The organism is Achromobacter pulmonis (genome assembly GCF_002885955.2).
Classification (GTDB): domain Bacteria; phylum Pseudomonadota; class Gammaproteobacteria; order Burkholderiales; family Burkholderiaceae_B; genus Achromobacter; species Achromobacter pulmonis_A.
On sequence record NZ_POQS01000001.1, the window covers coordinates 128,900 to 149,782 of the forward strand.

At 67.7% G+C, this 20,883-nt stretch carries 22 protein-coding genes; 18 read left to right on the top strand and 4 right to left on the bottom strand.

What is annotated here, in order from left to right:
* On the bottom strand, positions 1-287 hold a 287-nt coding region (locus tag C1I89_RS00580), incomplete at its 3' end, for a transposase (RefSeq protein WP_146196867.1).
* Between the two features lie 113 nt (positions 288-400).
* Here C1I89_RS00580 and flhD point away from each other — a divergent pair.
* From flhD to flhF, 15 genes are all read left to right on the top strand, one after another.
* Entirely contained in the window at positions 401-724 is a 324-nt protein-coding gene (flhD, locus tag C1I89_RS00585) for a flagellar transcriptional regulator FlhD (protein WP_006219025.1), read from the top strand.
* Positions 725-752: 28 nt separating this feature from the next.
* Positions 753-1,334 carry a flagellar transcriptional regulator FlhC gene (gene flhC / locus C1I89_RS00590; protein WP_102770885.1) on the top strand — a complete coding sequence of 194 codons (582 nt, stop codon included), beginning with the start codon at positions 753-755 and terminating at the stop codon, positions 1,332-1,334.
* Positions 1,335-1,463: 129 nt separating this feature from the next.
* On the top strand, positions 1,464-2,339 hold the full coding sequence (gene motA / locus C1I89_RS00595; RefSeq protein ID WP_102770886.1) for a flagellar motor stator protein MotA: 876 nt from the start codon (positions 1,464-1,466) through the stop codon (positions 2,337-2,339).
* A gap of 11 nt (positions 2,340-2,350) precedes the next feature.
* Complete coding sequence (gene motB, locus C1I89_RS00600; RefSeq protein WP_102770887.1) at positions 2,351-3,340, top strand: flagellar motor protein MotB; 990 nt, start codon at positions 2,351-2,353, stop codon at positions 3,338-3,340.
* A 2-nt stretch (positions 3,341-3,342) separates the two neighbouring features.
* Positions 3,343-3,723: a response regulator gene (locus C1I89_RS00605; RefSeq protein WP_102770888.1), complete on the top strand. Its 381-nt coding sequence runs from the start codon at positions 3,343-3,345 to the stop codon at positions 3,721-3,723.
* A gap of 66 nt (positions 3,724-3,789) precedes the next feature.
* Complete coding sequence (cheA, locus tag C1I89_RS00610; protein ID WP_102770889.1) at positions 3,790-5,883, top strand: chemotaxis protein CheA; 2,094 nt, start codon at positions 3,790-3,792, stop codon at positions 5,881-5,883.
* Positions 5,884-5,898: 15 nt separating this feature from the next.
* Complete coding sequence (cheW, locus tag C1I89_RS00615) at positions 5,899-6,399, top strand: chemotaxis protein CheW (protein ID WP_102770890.1); 501 nt, start codon at positions 5,899-5,901, stop codon at positions 6,397-6,399.
* 103 nt (positions 6,400-6,502) lie between these two features.
* Entirely contained in the window at positions 6,503-8,206 is a 1,704-nt protein-coding gene (locus tag C1I89_RS00620) for a methyl-accepting chemotaxis protein (RefSeq protein ID WP_102770891.1), read from the top strand.
* Positions 8,207-8,208: 2 nt separating this feature from the next.
* A complete protein-coding gene (locus tag C1I89_RS00625; protein ID WP_102770892.1) occupies positions 8,209-9,069 on the top strand; it encodes a CheR family methyltransferase in 861 nt (286 codons plus the stop codon).
* Positions 9,070-9,083: 14 nt separating this feature from the next.
* A complete protein-coding gene (locus tag C1I89_RS00630) occupies positions 9,084-10,142 on the top strand; it encodes a protein-glutamate methylesterase/protein-glutamine glutaminase (protein WP_102770893.1) in 1,059 nt (352 codons plus the stop codon).
* Positions 10,143-10,187: 45 nt separating this feature from the next.
* A complete protein-coding gene (cheY, locus tag C1I89_RS00635) occupies positions 10,188-10,577 on the top strand; it encodes a chemotaxis response regulator CheY (RefSeq protein ID WP_054425971.1) in 390 nt (129 codons plus the stop codon).
* 8 nt (positions 10,578-10,585) lie between these two features.
* Complete coding sequence (gene cheZ / locus C1I89_RS00640) at positions 10,586-11,215, top strand: protein phosphatase CheZ (protein ID WP_102770894.1); 630 nt, start codon at positions 10,586-10,588, stop codon at positions 11,213-11,215.
* A 159-nt stretch (positions 11,216-11,374) separates the two neighbouring features.
* On the top strand, positions 11,375-12,529 hold the full coding sequence (flhB, locus tag C1I89_RS00645) for a flagellar biosynthesis protein FlhB (protein WP_102770895.1): 1,155 nt from the start codon (positions 11,375-11,377) through the stop codon (positions 12,527-12,529).
* 3 nt (positions 12,530-12,532) lie between these two features.
* Positions 12,533-14,653, top strand: a complete 2,121-nt coding sequence (gene flhA / locus C1I89_RS00650; RefSeq protein WP_102770896.1) for a flagellar biosynthesis protein FlhA — start codon at positions 12,533-12,535, stop codon at positions 14,651-14,653.
* Positions 14,650-17,160 carry a flagellar biosynthesis protein FlhF gene (gene flhF / locus C1I89_RS00655; protein ID WP_102770897.1) on the top strand — a complete coding sequence of 837 codons (2,511 nt, stop codon included), beginning with the start codon at positions 14,650-14,652 and terminating at the stop codon, positions 17,158-17,160. Before flhA ends, flhF begins: the two co-directional genes overlap by 4 nt.
* Before the next feature lie 280 nt (positions 17,161-17,440).
* On the opposite strand, the gene C1I89_RS00660 is transcribed toward flhF, so the two are convergent.
* The 3 genes from C1I89_RS00660 to flgA all read right to left on the bottom strand — a co-directional run bounded on the left by C1I89_RS00660 (position 17,441) and on the right by flgA (position 19,083).
* Positions 17,441-17,923, bottom strand: coding sequence for a flagella synthesis protein FlgN (locus C1I89_RS00660; protein WP_102770898.1), 483 nt, complete (start codon positions 17,921-17,923; stop codon positions 17,441-17,443).
* A 35-nt stretch (positions 17,924-17,958) separates the two neighbouring features.
* Positions 17,959-18,252 (bottom strand): flagellar biosynthesis anti-sigma factor FlgM, encoded by a 294-nt coding sequence (flgM, locus tag C1I89_RS00665; RefSeq protein WP_102770899.1) that lies wholly within the window; start codon positions 18,250-18,252, stop codon positions 17,959-17,961.
* A gap of 111 nt (positions 18,253-18,363) precedes the next feature.
* Positions 18,364-19,083 (bottom strand): flagellar basal body P-ring formation chaperone FlgA, encoded by a 720-nt coding sequence (flgA, locus tag C1I89_RS00670; protein WP_102771802.1) that lies wholly within the window; start codon positions 19,081-19,083, stop codon positions 18,364-18,366.
* A 176-nt stretch (positions 19,084-19,259) separates the two neighbouring features.
* Here flgA and flgB point away from each other — a divergent pair, with 176 nt between their 5' ends.
* Genes flgB through C1I89_RS00685 form a run of 3 tightly spaced genes read left to right on the top strand, consistent with a single transcriptional unit; the run spans position 19,260 to position 20,826 of the window.
* Positions 19,260-19,667, top strand: a complete 408-nt coding sequence (gene flgB, locus C1I89_RS00675; RefSeq protein ID WP_102771803.1) for a flagellar basal body rod protein FlgB — start codon at positions 19,260-19,262, stop codon at positions 19,665-19,667.
* A gap of 22 nt (positions 19,668-19,689) precedes the next feature.
* On the top strand, positions 19,690-20,109 hold the full coding sequence (gene flgC / locus C1I89_RS00680) for a flagellar basal body rod protein FlgC (RefSeq protein ID WP_102770900.1): 420 nt from the start codon (positions 19,690-19,692) through the stop codon (positions 20,107-20,109).
* Between the two features lie 18 nt (positions 20,110-20,127).
* Positions 20,128-20,826, top strand: coding sequence for a flagellar hook capping FlgD N-terminal domain-containing protein (locus C1I89_RS00685; protein WP_102770901.1), 699 nt, complete (start codon positions 20,128-20,130; stop codon positions 20,824-20,826).
* The last annotated feature ends 57 nt before the right edge of the window (positions 20,827-20,883 follow it).

A 20,883-nucleotide genomic window follows, 5' to 3' on the forward strand; every position in this document is an offset into this window, starting at 1 on the left:
CGACCTCCAGGCAGTTTGGCAAACTGGCGCATCGAAAAGCTGTCGTACAGCGTCTCTTCCATGGCCGGGTCCGACAGCGAAAACCACAGTTGCATGAAGTAGATGCGCAGCATCGTTTCCAGCGGATACGGTGGACGACCGATGCCCGGTTTGGGGTAATGCGGATCGACCAGATCGGCAAAGAGCTTCCACGGCACCGCACGCTCCATCTTGGCCAGAAACTTCTCACGGCGCGTTTTCTTGCGTTTGCCAACGTACTCGGCTTCGGAAAAACTCAACTGGCTCATCGGGTTCACTCGGATCGGACTGTTTTCAATAACTTATATTCTGACAGGTTCGTTGGACTTGTTCAGAGGTTCCCTAAGTCCGCGCGGGCGGGATCGGAACTAGGAGTTTGGGCGTGCAACAAGTCGAAAATTCATTGCTGGCAGACATTCGCGAAGTCAATTTGTCATATTTGTTACTAGCTCAGCGCATGCTGCGCGACGACTATGCGGCGTCGATGTTTCGCCTCGGTTTCAGCAACGAGGTGGCCGATATCCTGATGCGGCTGTCGCCGGCCCAGCTGGTCAAACTGGCCAGTTCCAGCTCGCTGCTGTGCCGTTTCCGGTTCGATGACTACAGCCTGCTGTCGGCGCTGACCCACGACGTGCTGGGTGGTGCGCTGCAACAGGCGCACGCCACGATCCTGCTGGCCAAGCAGCCTGTCGAAGAACTGGCCTGACGGCCTGCCGCGATCCGGAAATATTGTAATGGCCTCGAAGAGCGTATCCCAGGAAGCGGACGACATCCTGCTTGCCAGTTCCATGATCACCCTGGGAGCCCGGCTGCAGGTGCTGGAGGCTGAAACCAGCCTCAGCCACGACCGCCTGGCCCGGTTGTATCGCGAGATCCGCGGCTGCTCGCCGCCCAAGGGCATGCTGCCGTTCTCGGTGGACTGGTTCATGACCTGGCTGCCGAACATCCATTCGTCGCTGTTCTACAACGTGTATTCCTTCCTGAATACGCGCACCAGCAGCAAGGGCATACGCGCCATCATCGACGCCTACCGGCTGTATCTGGAGAACGCCAGCCTGGACAACGCCGAGGCCGCCGAGCCCGTGCTCAGCTTTACCCGCGCCTGGATGCTGGTGCGGTTTTTCGATGGCGGCATGCTGCAGCTGTCGGCCTGCCGCCAGTGCGGCGGCCATTTCATTGCCCATGCCCACGATCCGCAGTCGGATTTCGTGTGCGCGATCTGCCGGCCGCCGCCCCGCGCCGGCAAGACGCGCGCCGCGGCCCGAGCGCGCGCCGGTGCCCGGTGCGCGCCCGCGGCGGACGCCGCGCAGTCCTGAAGGCGGCCCGGCGGGCTGTTTCCAAATACGTCAAAAGCCCTGGAAAACCCCCCGTAACCCACGTTTTTGGAGCGGGGGGGACAGGGGATCATTGACGCCGGTTTTAGACTACGTTGGCAGGGGCCTGATGTGTTGATTGTTATCGGTTTTCTTGTGGTGGCCGTGTCGGTCGTCGGCAGCTTCATCGCGCTGGGCGGCCATCTGGGCGCGCTCTACCAGCCCTTCGAACTGACGCTCATCTTCGGCGCGGCGTTCGGAGCGTTCCTGGCCAGCAACAGCAAGAAGTCGCTGGCGCTGGTGAAGTCGGCGCTGCCCGACGCGCTCAAGAGTTCGCGCTACGGCAAGGACGTGTACATGGAGCTGATGGCGCTACTGTACGTGCTGCTGAACAAGGCGCGCCGCGAGGGCCTGATGGCGATCGAATCGCATATCGAGGACCCCGAATCCAGTCCGATTTTCAGCGAGTATCCCCGCATCGCCAAGGACGCGAAACTCATGGAGTTCATCACGGACTACCTGCGCATCATGATCAGCGGCAACATGAGCTCGTTCGAGATCGAGACCCTCATGGACGAGGAAATCGAGACCTACCGCCACGAGCGCGAAGTGCCGGCGCGGGCGCTGCACCAGATGGCCGACGGCCTGCCGGCCTTCGGCATCGTGGCCGCGGTGCTGGGCGTGATCAAGGCACTGGCCGCCGTGGACCAGCCGCCGGCCATCCTGGGCGACCTGATCTCCAAGGCCATGGTGGGCACGTTCCTGGGCATTCTGCTGGCCTATGGCTTCGTCGGGCCGCTGGCCTCGCGCATCGAGCGCCGCAGCGACGAGGCCACCAAGGTGCTGGAGTGCATCAAGACCACGCTGCTGGCCAGCATGAACGGCTATCCGCCGCAGCTGGCCGTGGAATTCGGCCGCAAGGTGCTGTTCTCGGCCGTGCGCCCGACCTTCGGTGAGCTGGAAGAGCACGTGCGGCAGGCCAAGTCGGCGACGACCGGCCGCGCCTGACGGAGCCGTCCATGAGCACGGTAAACAACCACCGTGTGGTGATCCGCCGCAAGAAGAGCAAGGGCGGCGGGCACCACGGCGGCAGCTGGAAGATCGCATACGCCGACTTCATCACGGCGATGATGGCGTTCTTCCTGGTGATGTGGCTGATCAGCGTGGTCCCGCGCGAAGAGCTGAAGGGCATCGCGGAGTACTTCCGCATGCCGCTGCGCGTGGCGATCACGGGCGGGCCCAGCAGTTCGGCCGAGACCAGCGCCGTGCCGGGCGGCGGGCAGGACCCGCTGCGCAGCGACGGCGACGTGCGCCGCGGCCAGGGCAACCGGGTCGAGTCCCAGCCCATGGGCGATGCCGAGCGCCGCGAGCAGCACCGCCTGGAAAACCTCAAGAAGCGCCTCGAGAACCTGATCGAAACCAGCCCGGTGCTGCAGACCTTCCGGCCGCAGGTGCTGATCGACCTGACCACCGAAGGCCTGCGCATCCAGATCATCGACAACCAGAACCGTCCCATGTTCGCCACCGGGCGCGCCGAGGTGCAGCCCTATATGCGCGACATCCTGCGCGAACTGGGGCCGGTTCTGAACGAGCTGCCCAACAAGGTCAGCATCTCGGGCCATACCGACGCGGCGCAGTACGCCCGCGGCGAGCGCGCCTACAGCAACTGGGAGCTGTCGGCCGACCGCGCCAACGCTTCGCGCCAGGAGCTGGTGGCCGGCGGCATGAACGAAAGCAAGGTCATGCGCATCCAGGGGCTGTCGTCCAGCATGAGCCTGGTTAAAGATGATCCGTATGCCGCCGTTAATAGGCGTATCAGCCTCGTGGTGCTCAATCAGAGCACCCAGCGGCGCATCGAAAGCGAGAACGCCGCGGCAGCGGAAATCACCGCTCGCGACGCCCGCGAGGTGGGAACGGCGGTGGAGGCGGCCCAGGCCGCCGTCCGCGCCACGACGGCAACCAAACCAGGCGCGGCGCAGAGCAACCCGCCCGCCGAAGGGGTTCGATAGCAATGGCGGCAACGATACTGGTGGCGGATGACTCGGCGACGATGCGCATGATCGTCCAGGCGACGCTGACGGGCGCGGGATGGACGGTGGTGACGGCCGGCAACGGCCAGGAAGCGCTGGATCTGGCCAAGCGCCAGCCGGTGGACCTGGTGGTGAGCGACTGGAACATGCCCGTGCTGGGCGGCCTGGGCCTCATCAAGGGCCTGCGCGAGGACGATCGCTACCAGGACGTGCCGGTGCTGGTGCTGACCACCGAGGACGACGTGGACAGCAAGATGGCGGCGCGCGACCTGGGCGTCTGCGGCTGGCTGTCCAAGCCGGTGGACCCGGACGTGCTGGTGGAACTGGCGGCCGAACTGCTCGACGAGCAAGCCGGCGCTTAGCGCCCGTGCGAGGCTTTTTATGGTTAACAGGCCCTGGGCGGGTTCATTTATGAAGGCGTGCGGACTATGAGTTCTGGATTGGACCTCAGTCAGTTTTACGAGACCTTTTTCGACGAGGCGGACGAGCTGCTGGCGCAGATGGAGCAGCTGCTGCTCGAACTGGACGTCGGCGCGCCCGACATCGAGCAGCTGAACGCCATCTTCCGCGCAGCCCATTCGATCAAGGGCGGCGCGGCGACCTTCGGCTGCTTTCAGCAGCTGGCGGGCACCACCCATCTGCTCGAAAACCTGCTGGACGCGATCCGGCGCGGCGAAATGGCGCTGCGCACGGACATGATTGATATTTTCTTGGAAACGAAAGACGTGCTCAAAAGCCAGCTGGATGCATACCGAGCGTCCGAAGAGCCCGATGAAGCCGTGTTTGAGCGTATCTGCGCCGTCCTGAGGCAGCTTGCGCTGGAGCATAAGGACCCCGGCGCCGCGCCAGCCCCGGCCGCGGCCCCGGCGCCCGTAGCCCCGCCTGCGCCGGCTCCCGCGCCGGCCGAGCCCGCCGCGTCGGCCGAACCTGCCGCCGAAGGCGCCAGCGTGCCGTTGCGAGTGCGGATCACCAAGGTGTCCGACAAGGACGCGGCGGCGCTGCTCGAAGAGATGGGCAACCTGGGCACGGTCACCGCCAGCGAGCGCGCCGACGGCGCCCTGACGGTCTGGATGGACAGCACCTGCACGCCGGACGATATCGAGGCGGTGTGCTGCTTCATCGTCGACGGCGACCAGCTCAGCATCGCGCGCGAGGCCGCCCCGGCGGCCAGCGCGCCGGCCGCCCAGCCCGCGCCCGCCGCGGCGCCGGCTCCGGCATCGGCCGCTGCGGCCGCGCCGCCCGTGGTCGCGGAGTCGGCCGCCGCAGCCGAGGCCATCACCCAGGCCGCGCGCGTGGCCCGGCCGGCCGCGCCCGCGCACGCGGACAAGGAATCCACCTCGATCCGCGTCGGCGTCGAGAAGGTCGACCAGGTGATCAACCTGGTGGGCGAACTGGTCATTACGCAGGCGATGCTGGCGCAGACGGCGTCCACGCTGGACCCGGTGCTGCACGACCGCCTGCTCAACGGCATGGAGCAGCTCGAGCGCAACGCGCGCGACCTGCAGGAAGCGGTCATGTCGATCCGCATGATGCCGATGGACTACGTGTTCAGCCGCTTCCCGCGGCTGGTGCGCGACATCGCCAGCAAGATGGGCAAGCAGATCGAGCTGCAGACCTACGGCCGCGCCACCGAACTGGACAAGAGCCTGATCGAGCGCATCATCGACCCGCTCACGCACCTGGTGCGCAACAGCCTGGACCACGGGATCGAGACCCCGGAGCAGCGGGTCGCCGCCGGCAAGGACCCGGTCGGGCAGCTGGTGCTGTCGGCCCAGCACAACGGCGGCAACATCGTGATCGAGGTGAGCGACGACGGCGCCGGGCTGAACCGCGACAAGATCCTCAAGAAGGCCATCGCCCAGGGCCTGGCCGTGAACGAAAACTCGCCCGACGACGAAATCTGGCAGCTGATCTTCGCGCCGGGTTTCTCCACCGCCGAGAAGGTCACGGACATTTCCGGCCGCGGGGTCGGCATGGACGTGGTGCGCCGCAACATCCAGGACATGGGCGGCCACGTGCAGCTGTCGTGCGAGCCGGGCAACGGCACCACCACGCGCATCGTGCTGCCGCTGACGCTGGCGATCCTGGACGGCATGTCGGTGCGGGTGGGCGAGGAAACCTTCATCCTGCCGCTGAACCACGTGACCGAATCGCTACAGCCCACCAATGACCAGATCTATTCGGTGGCGGGCAATGAGCGCGTGATGCACGTGCGCGGCGAATACCTGCCGCTGGTCGAGATGCACCGCGTGTTCTCGGTGGACGGCGCGCAGGCCGATCCCACCCAGGCGATCGCCGTCATCATGCAGGCCGAGGACCGCCGCTTCGCGCTGCTGGTGGACCACCTGATCGGCCAGCACCAGGTGGTGGTCAAGAACCTGGAATCCAACTACCGCAAGGTGCCGGGCATTTCCGCCGCCACCATCCTGGGCGACGGCAGCGTGGCCCTGATCGTCGACGTTTTTGCGCTTGCGCGCGCCAACCGCGAGCGTTGGTCGCAGCCCGAAGCCATTCTGAATTGATGGAGAACCAAGCTCATGGCAGCTAAACCGCAAGCGCCCGCCGCGCGCAATGAAGATGTCGGCAGCGAATTCCTGGTGTTCACGCTGGGCGACGAAGAATACGGGATCGATATCCTGAAGGTGCAGGAGATCCGCGGCTACGACGCCGACACGGTCACGCGCATCGCCAACGTGCCGCCTTTCATCAAGGGCGTGACGAACCTGCGCGGCATCATCGTGCCCATCGTGGACCTGCGCATCAAGTTCAACCTGGGCCGCGTGGACTACACCGAGCAGACCGTGGTCATCATCCTCAACCTGGATCGCCGCGTGGTCGGCATCGTGGTCGACGGCGTGTCTGACGTGCTGATGCTAAACGCCGGCCAGGTCCGCCCGGCGCCGGAATTCGGCGCCACGCTGTCCACGGAATACCTGACCGGCCTGGGCACCGTGGACGAACGCATGCTGATCCTGGTGGATATCGAGAAGCTCATGACCAGCGATGAAATGGCGCTGGTGGAGAAGGCCGCTTCCTGATCGGAAGCGTGGTCGGGACCCGGCCGCAAGCAGGGCAGAGGCGCCATATCCGATCGATGTGGCGCTTTCCTTTAACGATTGCAGTCTAGGAGTGGTGCTTGTGATGCGCAAGTTTTTCGCGAACATGACGATACGCAGCAGCCTGTTGTGGGTGCTGGGGTTTTTCTCATTCATGTTGGTGATAGGGGCGGCGCTCGGCGTCCTGTCCCTGCGCATCAGCAACGGAACGCTGGCGGACATCAAGCAGTCGCAGGAACTCGACGACGCCGTCTCGCGCGTGGTGTCCAGCTACAAGGACACGCTGCATGGCCTGGGCCGGGCGGCCACCTCCAACTATGCGGACATCGTGCGCAACGTCGGCCAGGCCACCTTGCTCAGCAGCGGCCTGTCGTCGGAGGCCAGCGGGCTGCTGGAGCGCGCCAAGGCCTCGATGAACAAGGGCCAGGCCGAGTTCGAGTACTACAAGAGCCTGGCGCGTCCCGATGAGGCCGCCGAATCGCTCAAGGAAATCGACGAGTCCTACGGCGCGCTGGTGCAGCAGGGCCTGAACCCGCTGGTCGCGGCGCTCGAAAAAGCCGACATGCCGGCCTACCAGAAGCAGGTGCAGACCGTGCAGGACGCCCTGGAAGGGCGTTTCGCGCGCGCGATCGAGAGCTTCGACTTCTGGCGCGCCAGCAAGATGATGGACGCCCACGAGGTCGCCCAGGTCCGCTACCAGTTCGTGCTGGTGGCCGTCGGCGTGGGCGGCGCGATCGCCGCCTTGCTGGTGTTCGCCACCTACATATTCCTGCGCCGCCGCGTGCTGCAGCCGCTGAAGGAGGCGGGCAGCCACTTCGACCGCATCGCCGGCGGCGACCTGACGGCCCGCGTCGAAGTGCGCAATACCAACGAAATCGGCCAGCTGTTCGCGGCGCTCAAGCGCATGCAGGAAAGCCTGACGCGCACGGTGGCGTCGGTGCGCCGCGGCGTGGACGAGATCACCGTGGGTTCGCAGGAGATCGCGGCCGGCAATACCGACCTGTCCAGCCGCACCGAGCAGCAGGCGGCCTCGCTGGAAGAAACCGCCGCCTCCATGGAGCAGCTGGCTTCGACGGTCAAGCAGAACGCCGACAACGCGCGCCAGGCCAACCAGCTGGCGGCCAGCGCGTCCGACGTGGCCGAGCGCGGCGGCTCCGCGGTGTCCGAGGTGGTGGGCACGATGGAGCAGATTTCGGCCAGCTCGCGCAAGATTTCGGAAATCGTGTCGGTGATCGACGGCATCGCGTTCCAGACCAACATCCTGGCGCTGAACGCGGCAGTGGAAGCGGCGCGCGCCGGCGAACAGGGCAAGGGCTTTGCCGTGGTGGCGGGCGAGGTGCGCGCGCTGGCGCAGCGCAGCGCCCAGGCGGCCAAGGAAATCAAGGGTTTGATCGAGGATTCGGTGACCAAGGTGGGCGCCGGCTCCGAGCAGGTGGAACGCGCCGGCGCGACCATGCAGGAGATCGTGGCCTCGGTCAAGCGCGTGACCGACATCATGGGAGAGATTTCGGCGGCGTCCGAAGAGCAGTCCAGCGGCATCGAGCAGGTCAACCGCGCGGTGTCGCAGATGGACGAGGTGACGCAGCAGAACGCGGCGCTGGTCGAAGAAGCCGCGGCGGCCGCCGGCTCGCTGCAGGAGCAGGCGCTGCGCCTGGCCGATGCGGTGGCGGTGTTCAAGATCAACGCGGGCGAAGTCATCGAAGTGCCGGCCCAGCGCCTGTCGTCGGCGCGGCGCGGCGATGACGATTCACGCCTGCAGGCGCCCGACGCGCTTGCGCTCGGGCACTGAGGATGGCCGTGGCAAGTCCGGCTTACGCGGCCCCGTCCCTGTCGGTGGACCGCCAGTTCGATTTCCGCGACGCCGATTTTTCGCGCGTGCGCAGGATGATCCACGCCCATGCGGGGATCTCCCTGGGCACGCACAAGCGCGAAATGGTCTACAGCCGGCTGGCGCGGCGCCTGCGCGCCCTGGGCCTGCAGGATTTCGGCAGCTATCTGGACCAGCTCGAGAATTCGCCCGGCGCGCCCGAATGGGAAGATTTCGTCAACGCGCTCACCACCAACCTGACCGCTTTCTTCCGCGAGTCGCATCATTTTCCGATCCTGGCCGATTTCGCCAGGCGCCGCAGCGGGCCGGTGTCGGTCTGGTGCTGTGCCGCGTCCACCGGCGAGGAACCGTACTCCATCGCCATGACGCTGGTCGAGGCGCTGGGCCCGCGGGCCGGCTCCAGCACGGTGCTGGCCACCGACATCGACACCAATGTGCTGGCGCGCGCGCGCACCGCCGTCTATCCCGAGGAACGCGTGGCCAAGATGGACGTGGAACGGCTGCGGCGCTTCTTCCTGAAGGGCCGCGGCGCCAACGCCGGGCAGGTGAGGGTGCGGCCGGAAATCGTGGACATGGTGCGCTACGAGACCCTGAACCTGCTGGCGCCGAACTGGGGGCTGGAGGAGCGGTTCGACGCCATCTTCTGCCGCAACGTAATGATTTATTTCGATAAACCCACCCAGGCCAGGATACTGGAACGGTTCGTGCCGCTGCTCAAACCCGGCGGACTGCTGTTTGCGGGCCATTCCGAGAATTTCACCTACATCAGCCGGGACTTTCGCCTGCGAGGGCAGACGGTCTACGAATGTGCGGGCCAGGCCTGAACGGGGCAGTAACCATGAAGAAAATTAGCGTTTTGTGCGTGGACGATTCGGCCCTGGTGCGCGGCTTGATGACCGAGATCATCAACAGCCAGCCGGACATGGAAGTCGTCGCGACCGCGCCGGACCCGCTGGTGGCGCGCGAGCTGATCAAGCGCCACAACCCCGACGTGCTGACCCTTGACGTGGAAATGCCGCGCATGGACGGGCTGGATTTCCTCGAAAAGCTGATGCGGCTGCGGCCCATGCCGGTGGTGATGGTGTCCTCGCTGACCGAGCGCGGCGGCGAAATCACGCTGCGCGCGCTGGAGCTTGGCGCCATCGACTTCGTCACCAAGCCCAAGCTGGGCATCCGCGACGGGCTGCTCGAATACACCGAAATCATCGCCGACAAGATCCGCGCGGCCTCGCGCGCGCGGCTGCGCGCGCCCGCGCCGCACGCGGCCCCGGCGTCGCCGGCGCCCATGCTGCGCCGGCCGCTGGCCAGCTCGGAGAAACTGGTCATCGTCGGCGCGTCCACCGGCGGCACCGAGGCCATCCGCGAAGTCCTGCAGCCGCTGCCGCCGGACAGCCCGGCCATCCTCATCACCCAGCACATGCCCGCCGGCTTCACGCGCTCGTTCGCGCAGCGGCTGGACGCGCTCTGTGCGGTCACGGTGCGCGAGGCCGTGCACGGCGACCGGGTGCTGCCCGGCCACGTGTACCTGGCCCCCGGCGGCGAGACCCACATGCGGCTGGGGCGCAGCGGCGCCAACTACGTGATCGAACTGGAGGCCAGCGAACCCGTGAACCGCCACCGCCCGTCGGTGGACGTGCTGTTCAATTCCGCGGCGGCGGCCGCCGGCAAGAACGCCATCGGCGTCATCCTGACCGGCATGGGCAAGGACGGCGCCGCGGGCATGCTGGCCATGCGCCGCGCCGGGGCCCACACGATCGCGCAGGACGAGGCCAGCTGCGTGGTGTTCGGCATGCCCCGCGAGGCCATCGCCATCGGCGCGGCGGAAGAAGTGGTTTCGTTGTCCGCGATGAGCGAACGCATTCTGACTCGCCTGGGAGACCGCGGCCACCGCGTATGACGCGCGCGCACGGTCGTTCCCAAGCAAACTTTTCTGGAGTAGAAGATGGTAGACAAGGGCATAAAGATTCTGGTGGTGGATGATTTCCCCACCATGCGGCGGATCATCCGCAACCTGCTGAAAGAGCTGGGTTTCGAGAACGTGGACGAGGCCGAGGACGGCGCGATCGGGCTGGAGAAGCTGCGCAACGGCGGCTTCCAGTTCGTGGTGTCGGACTGGAACATGCCCAATCTCGACGGCCTGGAAATGCTCAAGCAGATCCGCGCCGACGCCGCGCTGGCCTCGCTGCCGGTGCTGATGGTCACGGCCGAGGCCAAGAAGGAGAACATCGTGGCGGCGGCCCAGGCCGGCGCCAACGGTTACGTGGTCAAGCCTTTCACCGCGGCGACGCTGGAAGAGAAGCTCACCAAGATCTTCGAGAAAATTGCCGGCTGAGGTGCGCGATGAGCACGGAAACGATTAACCCGGGCGATTCCCCCGACCTGATCCACCGCATCGCCTCGCTGACGCGCATGCTGCGCGACAGCATGCGCGAGCTGGGCCTGGACCAGGCCATCAAGGACGCCGCCAACGCCATTCCCGACGCCCGCGACCGCCTGCGCTACGTGGCGCAGATGACCGAGCAGGCCGCCAACCGGGTGCTGAACGCGACCGAGCAGGCCGGTCCCATCCAGGACGGCCTGACGCGCTCGGCGCAGGCCCTGGACGCGCGCTGGCAGCAATGGTTCGACCAGCCGCTGGAGCTGCCGCAGGCGCGCGAGCTGGTGCAGGACACCCGCGCCTACCTCCAGGACGTGCCCAAGCAGGCGCAGCAGACGCAGTCGCACCTGATGGAAATCATCATGGCGCAGGATTTCCAGGACCTGACGGGCCAGGTGATCATGCGCATGATGGACGTGGTCGGCGCGATCGAGCGCGAGCTGCTGCAGGTGCTGCTGGACAACGTGCCGCAGGAGCGCCGCGAGGAGGCCAACAGCCTGCTCAACGGCCCGCAGATCAGCCCGCAGGGCAAGGCCGACGTGGTCACCAGCCAGGACCAGGTCGACGACCTGCTGGCCAGCCTGGGATTCTGATGCCTGCAAGGGGGAGGGGCGGCCCGGTGCGCGGCGCATCCGGGAATAGCGCCGCTTTCCCCCCGTTTCTTGGCTGATCGCTAAAGCCCCGGGCCTCCTAGAATCTCCGCGGGCCGCTCGCAATCCCCGAATCCGCGAGCGGCGACGACACCGCAGAGCATGGCCGAAGAAAGCGACCTCGAAAAAACCGAAGCCGCCTCTCCCAGGCGCCTGGAAAAGGCGCGCGAGGAGGGGCAGATTGCGCGTTCCCGCGAGCTGGGCACGTTCATGATGCTGGCTGCGGGCGTGGGCGCGATCTGGGCCGGAAGCGGGGCGCTGTACCGGTCGCTGACCGGCGTGCTGCGTAACGGTCTGGGATTCGACCGGCGCGTGGTCTCGGACCCGGGCGCCATGGTGCAGGGGGCGGTCGACGGCTTCGGCCAGATCCTGCTGGTGCTCTTGCCGATCTTCGGGCTGCTGGCGGTGGTCGCGGTGCTGTCGAGCGTGCTGCTGGGCGGCATCGTCATCTCGGGCAAGCCGCTGCAATTCAATTTTTCCAAGCTCAGCCCGCTGTCGGGCTTCAAGCGCATGTTCTCCTCGCAGACCGTGGTGGAGCTCATCAAGGCGCTGGCCAAGGCCGGCCTGGTTGGCGGGGTCGCGGTATGGGTGATCTGGCGCTACCACGACGACATGCTGAGCCTGATGCACGTGGCGCCGTCGGCGGCGCTGACCCGCGCGCTGACGCTGGTGGCCATGTGCTGCGCCTTCATCGTGGCCTCGCTGCTGGTCATCGTGCTGCTGGACGTGCCCTGGCAGATCTGGAGCCACCTGAAAAAGCTGCGCATGTCCAAGGAGGACGTGCGCCAGGAACACAAGGAAAGCGAGGGCGACCCCCACGTCAAGGCCCGCATCCGCCAGCAGCAGCGCCAGGCGGCGCGCCGGCGCATGATGGCCGAGGTGCCCAAGGCCGACGTGGTGGTCACCAACCCCACCCATTACGCCGTCGCGCTGCGCTACGAAGAAGGCAAGAACGGCGCGCCCCGCGTGCTGGCCAAGGGCACCGGCCTGATCGCCGCCAAGATCCGGGAACTGGCGGCCGAGCACCGCATCCCCACTCTGGAGGCCCCGCCGCTGGCGCGCGCCCTGCATCAACACGTCGAGCTGGGACAGGAAATCCCGGCCGAGCTATATACCGCGGTGGCAGAAGTGCTGGCGTGGGTTTTCCAGCTGCGTTCCTGGCGCTCCGGATGGGGAGCCGAACCGGTCGCCCCGACCCGGCTGGCCGTGCCCGCCGAGCTGGACCCGCTGTCCGACACCGCAGCACAAGGAGCTTGAGGAATGAGCGCTTTGCTCACCATGTTGAAAAGTAACGGAGCCGTGCATGCGCGGCTGCTGGCCGGCCCCATCCTGATCGTGATGGTGCTGGGCATGATGGTGCTGCCGCTGCCCACCTTCCTGCTGGACCTGCTGTTCACCTTCAACATCGCCTTGTCCGTGATGATCCTGCTGGTGGCCATGTTCACGCGCAAGCCGCTGGACTTCGCCGCGTTCCCGGCCGTGCTGCTGTTCGCCACGCTGCTGCGCCTGTCGCTGAACGTGGCCTCCACCCGCGTGGTGCTGCTCAACGGCCACACCGGCCCGGACGCGGCCGGCAAGGTGATCGAGGCCTTCGGCCACTTCCTGGTGGGCGGCAACTTCGCCGTGGGCATCATCGTTTTCGTGATCCTGACCATCATCAACTTCATCGTCATCACCAAGGGCGCGGGGCGTATCGCCGAAGTGGGAGCGCGCTTCACCCTGGACGCCATGCCCGGCAAGCAGATGGCCATCGACGCCGACCTGAACGCCGGCCTGATCGGCGAGGACGAGGCGCGCAAGCGCCGCGCGGAGGTGGCCCAGGAGTCGGACTTCTTCGGCTCGATGGACGGCGCCAGCAAGTTCGTGCGCGGCGACGCCATCGCCGGCCTGCTCATCATGGCGATCAACGTCATCGGCGGCCTGGTCGTGGGCGTGGCGCAGCACGACATGTCGATGGGCGAATCGGCGCGCGTCTATACGTTGCTGACCATCGGCGACGGCCTGGTGGCGCAGATCCCGGCGCTGGTGATTTCCACCGCGGCCGGCGTGGTGGTGTCGCGGGTCTCGACCGACCAGGACATCGGCCAGCAGATGATCAGCCAGCTGTTCTCCAACCCCAGCGTGCTGTTCCTGACGGCCGGCATCATCGGCATCATGGGGCTGATCCCCAACATGCCGCACGTGGCCTTCCTGACCCTGGCCGGTGCGCTGGCCTGGGGCGGCTGGATGCTGCACAAGCGCAAGACCGCCGCCGCGGCCGCCGCCGCCGAGGTTCCCCCGCAGGCCATCACCCAGGCCCAGGCCGCCGCGGCCGAGGCCAGCTGGGACGACGTCTCCATGGTGGACCAGCTCGGGCTGGAGGTCGGCTACCGCCTGATCCCGCTGGTGGACCACGCCCAGAACGGCGAACTGCTGCACCGCATCCGCAGTCTGCGCAAGAAATTCGCGCAGGACGTGGGCTTTCTGCCGCCGGTGGTGCACATCCGCGACAACCTCGAACTCAAGCCCAACGACTACCGCATCCTGCTCTCGGGCGTGGAAGTGGGCCACGGCGTGGCCATGCCGGGCCAGTGGCTGGCCATCGACCCGGGCGGCGTGACCATGCAGATCAAGGGCACCCCGACCACCGATCCGGCCTTCGGCCTGCCGGCGCTGTGGATCGACGGCAGCCTGCGCGACCAGGCCCAGGTGGCCGGCTACACCGTGGTCGACGCCGGCACCGTGGTCGCCACCCACCTGAACCACCTGATGCACCGCCACGGCTCCAACCTGCTGGGCCGCCAGGAAGTGCAGCAGCTGCTCGACCGCATCGGCCGCGACGCGCCCAAGCTGGTCGAGGACCTGGTGCCCAAGACCCTGTCGCTCACCGTGCTGCAGAAGGTCCTGCAGGGCCTGCTGGCCGAAGAAGTGCCGATCCGCGACATGCGCACCATCATCGACACCCTGTCCGAGCACGGCCCGCGCCTGGCGGCGCAGGCCGCCGGCGCCGGCAGCCAGCCCGACATCAACGAACTCATCGCGCTCACGCGCCGGTCGCTGGGCCGCGCCATCACGCAGCAGTGGTTCCCGGGAGAGGGCGAACTGCGGGTCATCGGCCTGGACGTCAAGCTCGAACGCGTGCTGTCGCAGGCCATGACGACCAGCGGCGGCCTGGAGCCGGGCCTGGCCGACACGCTGCTGCGCGAAACGCAGGCCGCCGTCGAGCGCCAGGAATCGCAGGGCAACGCGCCGGTGCTGCTGGTGTCGCCCGTGCTGCGCGCGCCGCTGTCGCGCTTCCTGCGCCATCATCTGCCGCAGCTGGGCGTGCTGTCGAACACTGAAATACCCGATGAGCGCATGGTCCGCGTGACCGCGCTGATCGGCGGAGGTAATGGGGCATGAAGATAAGCCGTTTCTTTGGGATCAACAGCCGCGAAGTGATGCGCCAGGCGCGTCAGGCCCTGGGCCCGGACGCGCTGATCGTGTCGAACCGCAGCGTGGAAGGCGGCGTCGAGGTGCTGGCGACGGTGGACGAGGCCCATGACGAGACGCCGGCGCACACCGCCCCGGCGGCGGCTCCGGCGCCCGCGCCGGCGCGCTCCATCGCCGCCTACCGCTCGGCGTACGAGGCGCCGGCCCAGCCGCAGGCCATGCCCGATCCCATTCCCAGTCCCATCCCTGCGCCCAGCCCGGCAGCCAGCGCGATTCCCACGCCCATGCCCACGCCCGCGCCGTCGATGGCGCGCATGCCCGACGCCCCGCTGCGCCAGCCTCCGGCCATGCCGCAACCGGCCTTGTCCGGCGACGCCGCGGCCGGCCTGCAGGACGCCATCAGCGCCTTGCGCGGCGTGCTGGAAAGCCGCATGGACGGCCTGATCTGGGGTTCGCGCCAGGGGCCGGGCCGCGAGCCCGCCGCCGCGGCGCTGTTCCGCAGCCTGCTGGACGCCGGCTTCAGCACCAAGCTGGTACGCACGCTGGTCGAGCGCCTGCCCGAGGGCATGACGCCGCAGTCCGCGCTGGACTGGGCGCGCAACGAACTGGTCACGCACCTGCCGGTGCTGCGCTCGGAAGACGAATTCCTGGGCGGCGGGGTCTATGCCCTGGTCGGCCCCACCGGCGTGGGCAAGACCACCACGCTGGCCAAACTGGCCGCGCGCTGCGTGGCGCGCGAGGGCCGCGACCAGGTGGCGATGCTGACCACCGACAATTTCCGGATCGGCGCGCTGGAGCAGTTGCAGATCTACGGCCGCCTGATGGGCGTGCCGGCCCATTCGGTGCGCGACGCGGGCGAGCTGCGCCGCATCCTGGGCGAGCTGGGCAGCCGCAAGATCGTGCTGATCGACACCACCGGCATCAGCCAGCGCGACCGCCAGGTGGCCGAGCAGGCGGCGATGCTGTGCAACGCCGGCAAGCCAGTGCGCCGGCTGCTGGTGCTCAACGCCGCCAGCCAGGGCGATACGCTGGACGAGGTCGCGCACGCCTATCGCAACGGCGTGGGCGAGGACGTGGCCGGCTGCATCATCACCAAGCTGGACGAGGCCACCCGCCTGGGCGCGGCGCTGGACACGGCCATCCGCCACCGCCTGCCGATCCATTACGTCTCGGTCGGGCAGAAGGTGCCCGAGCACATGGAGCTGGCCCGCGCCGACGCGCTGGTGGACCGGACGTTCTCCATGGTCGAGCGGGCGCGCGCGCTGTACACGCCCAGCGAAGCCGACCTGGCCTCGCTAGTGCCGGCCGCGCGCGAGGCCGAAAGCGCCGACCCGGCGCGCCGCCGCCAACTGCTGGCCTCGGCCATCCTGCGCCCGCAGGGCGCGGCGGCCTCGGTCGACGCCGCGCAGAACCTGGACGACACCATCGCCTGGCTGGAGAACGACGCGGCCTGCGTGCAGGCGCGCGCCGCCTGGCGCGAGTACGTGGGCGACGGCGCCACGCTGGCGGCGCTGGGCGACGAGCCGGCGGCCATGGTGCGCCGCGAATTTTCGGCCGTCTGCGGCCGCCACCTGCTGGCCGTGCACGGCAAGGCCGCCATGCAGGGCGAAGGCCTGCCCGGCGGCGCGCTGCTGGGCACGCTGCTCATGAGCGACCGCGGCGCGGCGCTGGCCGCGCCCGCGCAGCAGCTGGCGCTGGCGCACGGCACGCTGGCCTCGTTCGCGCCGGCGCAGCCGGCCCAGGCCGACGCGGCCGTGGCGCTGCAGGCGCGGGTGGAATGGCTGGGCGGCAAGCTGGAGCGCCTGCCGGTGGTGCATATGCTGGAGTCCGGCACGGCGGCCCTTTGGCCGGCGTTGAGCGGGCAGGGCGTGTCGTGGGTGGCGCGCTGCGCCGGCGGCCAGCGCGTGATCCAGGACGACTGCCCCACCAATCTGAACGCCGTGGGCAAAAGCCTGGGCTATCTGCCCGTGGGCCAGCCCGGCGACATGCCGGGCCTGTACGCCGCGTCCGGAAACGGACGCGTGCCGCTGGCGCTGTGGGCCTCGGGCACGGAAGTCGCGCTGCCCGGCCGCGGCGAGCGCGCGCCGCTGCGGCTGGTCTGCGCCCGCCTGATCGACACGGTCAGCGGCGAGGTGGCCGGGCAACTGTTCGGCATGACCAACCTGCCGGCCTCCCAGGCCGACGCCGCCACGGTGGCGCGCTGGCTGGTGCTGCAGAATGAAGCCCGCGCCGCGTTCCGCTTCATGCCCGCCGCATGGCAGGCGCTGCCCGCCGTCGACGGCCCGCACGCGCTGGCGCGCCAGGCCCTGATGGCCGGCCAGCTGGCCGCCGCGTCCTGGCAGCTGGCGCATTCCCCGGCCGCCGTCATGGTGCAACAGCCCCTGTCGGGCATCATGGGCACCGAGCGCAAGCTACCCGCCCGCCTGCTGCCGGTGGCGCTGCTGAAGATGTACGCGCTGCTGGAGATGACGGCGTAATGGCGGGGGAATGATGGCGCGATGACGGCGCAATGGCGTAGGATGGGTGCAGCGCGAGAATGATTCACGTAAGAAAGAGGCGTGCAGCGCGCGTAACCCATCGGCCGGCGAAAGCCGGCTTTTTTCTGGGCAAAAATATTCTTGGCGCTACGAAAAGCGGCGGCTTTCGCCGCCTGATGGGTTACGCGCGCTCGACACTTGAGTTCTTGTGTAGAGCATTCTCGCGCTGCACCCATCCTACGGATTCAAAGAATCCCGCAGACCCGCGATCCACGAATCCTTAACCCGCCACAATAGGCTTGCGGCCCGGGGCGCTGCGGGCGCCGCGGCCGCGGGCGTCGTAGGTGGCGGGAGCGCCGGCGGCGCCGAGGTTGCGCAGGGCGTCCAGCGATTGCTGGGTGTAGCGCAGGTGCACGTCGATCAGGGCGCCGTTGCGCAGATTGATTTCATTGGCGCTGGCCGATTTTGCCAGCAGGGCCTGCCAGACTTCCGCCAGTTGCGGGTGCAGCACGGCTGCCTGTTCGGTGCCGGCGTGGCCGGCGGGCAGGCCGATTTCGGCCAGCAGGCCGTCGCGCGTCTGGCTGAGGTCCACGAGCTTGCGCGCCACGCTGCTCTTGCGTTCGGTGATCTCCTGCAGCCCGCCGATATTGGCCGGGCCCACCAGCACCTCGGTCTCTTCTTCCAGGATGGCGGAGAACTCGGTGATCAGGGCGTCTTCCTGCCGCATGCAGGATTGCAGGGAGTCGACGGTGTGCGCGGTCATGCTGGGACTCGGGTAGGGAAGGGTTGCGGGGCGGCCTATTTGAGCAGGTCGCGGGCGCTGGCGATCAGGCTGTCGGCGATGCGGCCGGTGTCGATTTTGAGCTGGCCCGAGGCGATGGCGGCGCGGATGGCGGCCACGCGCTCGACGTTGATGTCGTTGGAGCCGTCCTGCAGCGCAAGCATCTTGCGCGAGGCCGAGCTCAGCGCCACCTGCGAGCTGCTGCTGCCGCTGGCGCTGCCGGCGCCATAGGCCTGGGCGACCGCGGACTCGGGGCGGTTGCCCAGGGCTTCCGCCGAGAGGGGCCGGTTGGTGGTGGTTGTGATTTTCAAGATTATCTCCGCAGGGCGTCCAGATCCGCCTACTTATGCCTGGGTAACGACAGGGCCGGGACGAACTTTAGGGCAGGCGGGGCTTTGGCGCAACGCGACATGTAACAACTTCTACAGCTGCATTTCAACCAGGCCGGCATTGCGCACGATGCCGCTGACCACCTGGCCGTTGGCGGTGCGCACCTGCACCATGGAGCCGGGCGCGGCGTTTTCCAGCGCCTCGCCTTCGCTGCTGACCACGAAGCCGTTGCCGCGGGCGTTGATGCGCACGTTGGAGCCGCGCAGCACCGACTGGGCGCTGCGCAGCGAAGCGCTGCGGATCGTCTGCCCGGCGTTGATCCGGTAGGCGGCGCTCATGCCGGCCACGGCCTGCGGGTCGGTGATGGCGCCGCGGGGCAGGGCGACCAGGTCGCCGTCGCGCGGGGCCAGGTCGTCCGGGCTCAGGGGCTGGCCGGCGGCGATCGGGCGGGCGGCGACGTAATACTGGCCGGGCACGCTGACCGTGGCCTGCACGTAGGTGGTCCAGGGCGCCGGCGCGTTACAGCGCACCCCGACGGTCATGCGCGGGCGCAGCTTCATGCCGGACGGCAGAAATGGGGACATGGCATCGCATGGCGTCAGGCCCTGCGCCCGCGGCGGATCGATGGCGATTACCGGCTGGCCGGGCAGCGCGGCCAGCTGATCCAGCAGATAGGCCTGCGCGGCCTGCGCGATGGCCTCGGCGGGCTGGAGCTGGGGCTGGACCTGCTGGGCCTGCGCGCCCGCCAGGGGCAGCAGCACGGCGGCCAGGCAGGCGGCGCCCGCGTGTAGGCGTCTTGCGGTGCTTTTCATGATGCATGAATTGTAGAAGTGCGCCGCGCCCGGCAAGACCTGAATTGGATGAGAAATAACGGTTTATTTGGCTGATTGTGGCGCGCCGCGGACCCCTATCATGCCGTCATCCAATGGGATACCGGCGCGTCCGGCCTCCCGTGCCCACCCGAATTGCAATGCACCAAGGCGCCACGATGCTAGACAGGCTTAACGAAGATTTCCGCTTCTTCCAGCAGTCCCTGGGGCTGCGCGCGCAACGCCAGGAAGTGCTGTCGTCGAACATCGCCAACGCCGACACGCCCAACTACAAGGCGCGCGATTTCGACTTCAAGACGGCGATGGCCAACGCCATGGAAGGCAGCAAGCGCCTGGCCGACACCTCGCTCACGCTGACCTCGGCGCGCCACATCCCGGCCAAGGCCGTGTCGCAAGGCCCGACCGAACTCCTGTACCGCCTGCCGTACCAGCCCAGCCTGGACGGCAACACGGTGGACATGGACATCGAGCGCGTGCAGTTCGCCGATAACACCTTGCATTACCAGAGCACCATGCAGCTGCTGTCAGGCCGTATCCGGACCATGATGGCCGCCATCCAGGAATGATTACTGAACGGAGCGCCAGGCAATGTCCCTGTTGAGCATTTTCGATATCGCCGGTTCGGCGCTGAGCGCGCAGTCGCAGCGCATGAACGTCGCCGCCAGCAACATGGCCAACGCCGACAGCGTGGTCGGCCCCGACGGCCAGCCCTACCGGGCGCGCCAGGTCGTGTTCCAGGTCAATCCGGCCGCCGGCCAGGCGCTGGGCCAGGAAATCGGCGGCGTGCGCGTGGCGGGCGTGGTCCAGGACCCGTCGCCGCTCAAGCGCGTCTACGACCCGCAGCACCCCATGGCCGACGAGCAGGGCTACGTCAGCATGCCCAACGTCGATCCGGTGGCCGAGACGGTCAACATGATCGCGGCCTCGCGTTCGTACCAGGCCAACGTCGAGGTGCTGAACACCGCCAAGGCGCTGATGCAGAAAACGCTGACCATCGGCCAGTCCTAATTTTGAGCAAGTGAATTCATGTCCACTATCGACCAAACCACCAGCCAGACCGGCCTGGGGCTCGCCCAGACCGGCGCCAACTCCAACAGCGCGGCGCAAGGCCTGCAGGACCAGTTCCTGACGCTGCTGGTGACGCAGCTGCAGAACCAGGACCCGCTCAACCCCATGCAGAACGCCGAGCTGACTTCCCAGCTTGCGCAGATCTCCACGGTGGAAGGCATCACCAACCTGAAGAACACCATGCTGGCCATCAGCGGCCAGATCGACGTGTCGCAGTCGATGAACGCCGTGGCGATGATCGGCAAGGGCGTGCTGATCCCGGGCACCAAGGTCAAGGTCGGCGTGGACGGCGACAACGGCGCCGAGCGCGTGGTCACGCCCTACGGCGTGGACCTGCAGGGCGACGCCGCCAAGGTCCAGGTGCGGATTTCGGACTCCAACGGCGTGGTGGTGCGCACCATCGAGCTGGGCGAGCAGGAAACCGGCGTCTACACGCTCAACTGGGACGGCAAGAACGACAGCGGCGTGGCGCTGGAGCCGGGCGCCTACAACGTGTCCATCCTGGCCACGGACGCCGACGGCAAGAAGGTGAATTCGGAAGTGTTGAGCTACGGCCAGGTCAAGAGCGTGGGGTATTCCACCAATGGCCTGCGCCTGGACCTGGGCCTGGACGGCCAGACCAGCATGCTGGATGTGCGCAAGGTGATCGGCGCCTGAGGCGGGCGCGGCGTATCGGTGCCGGCGCACGCGCGGCGGCTTCACTCAGTTTAAGGA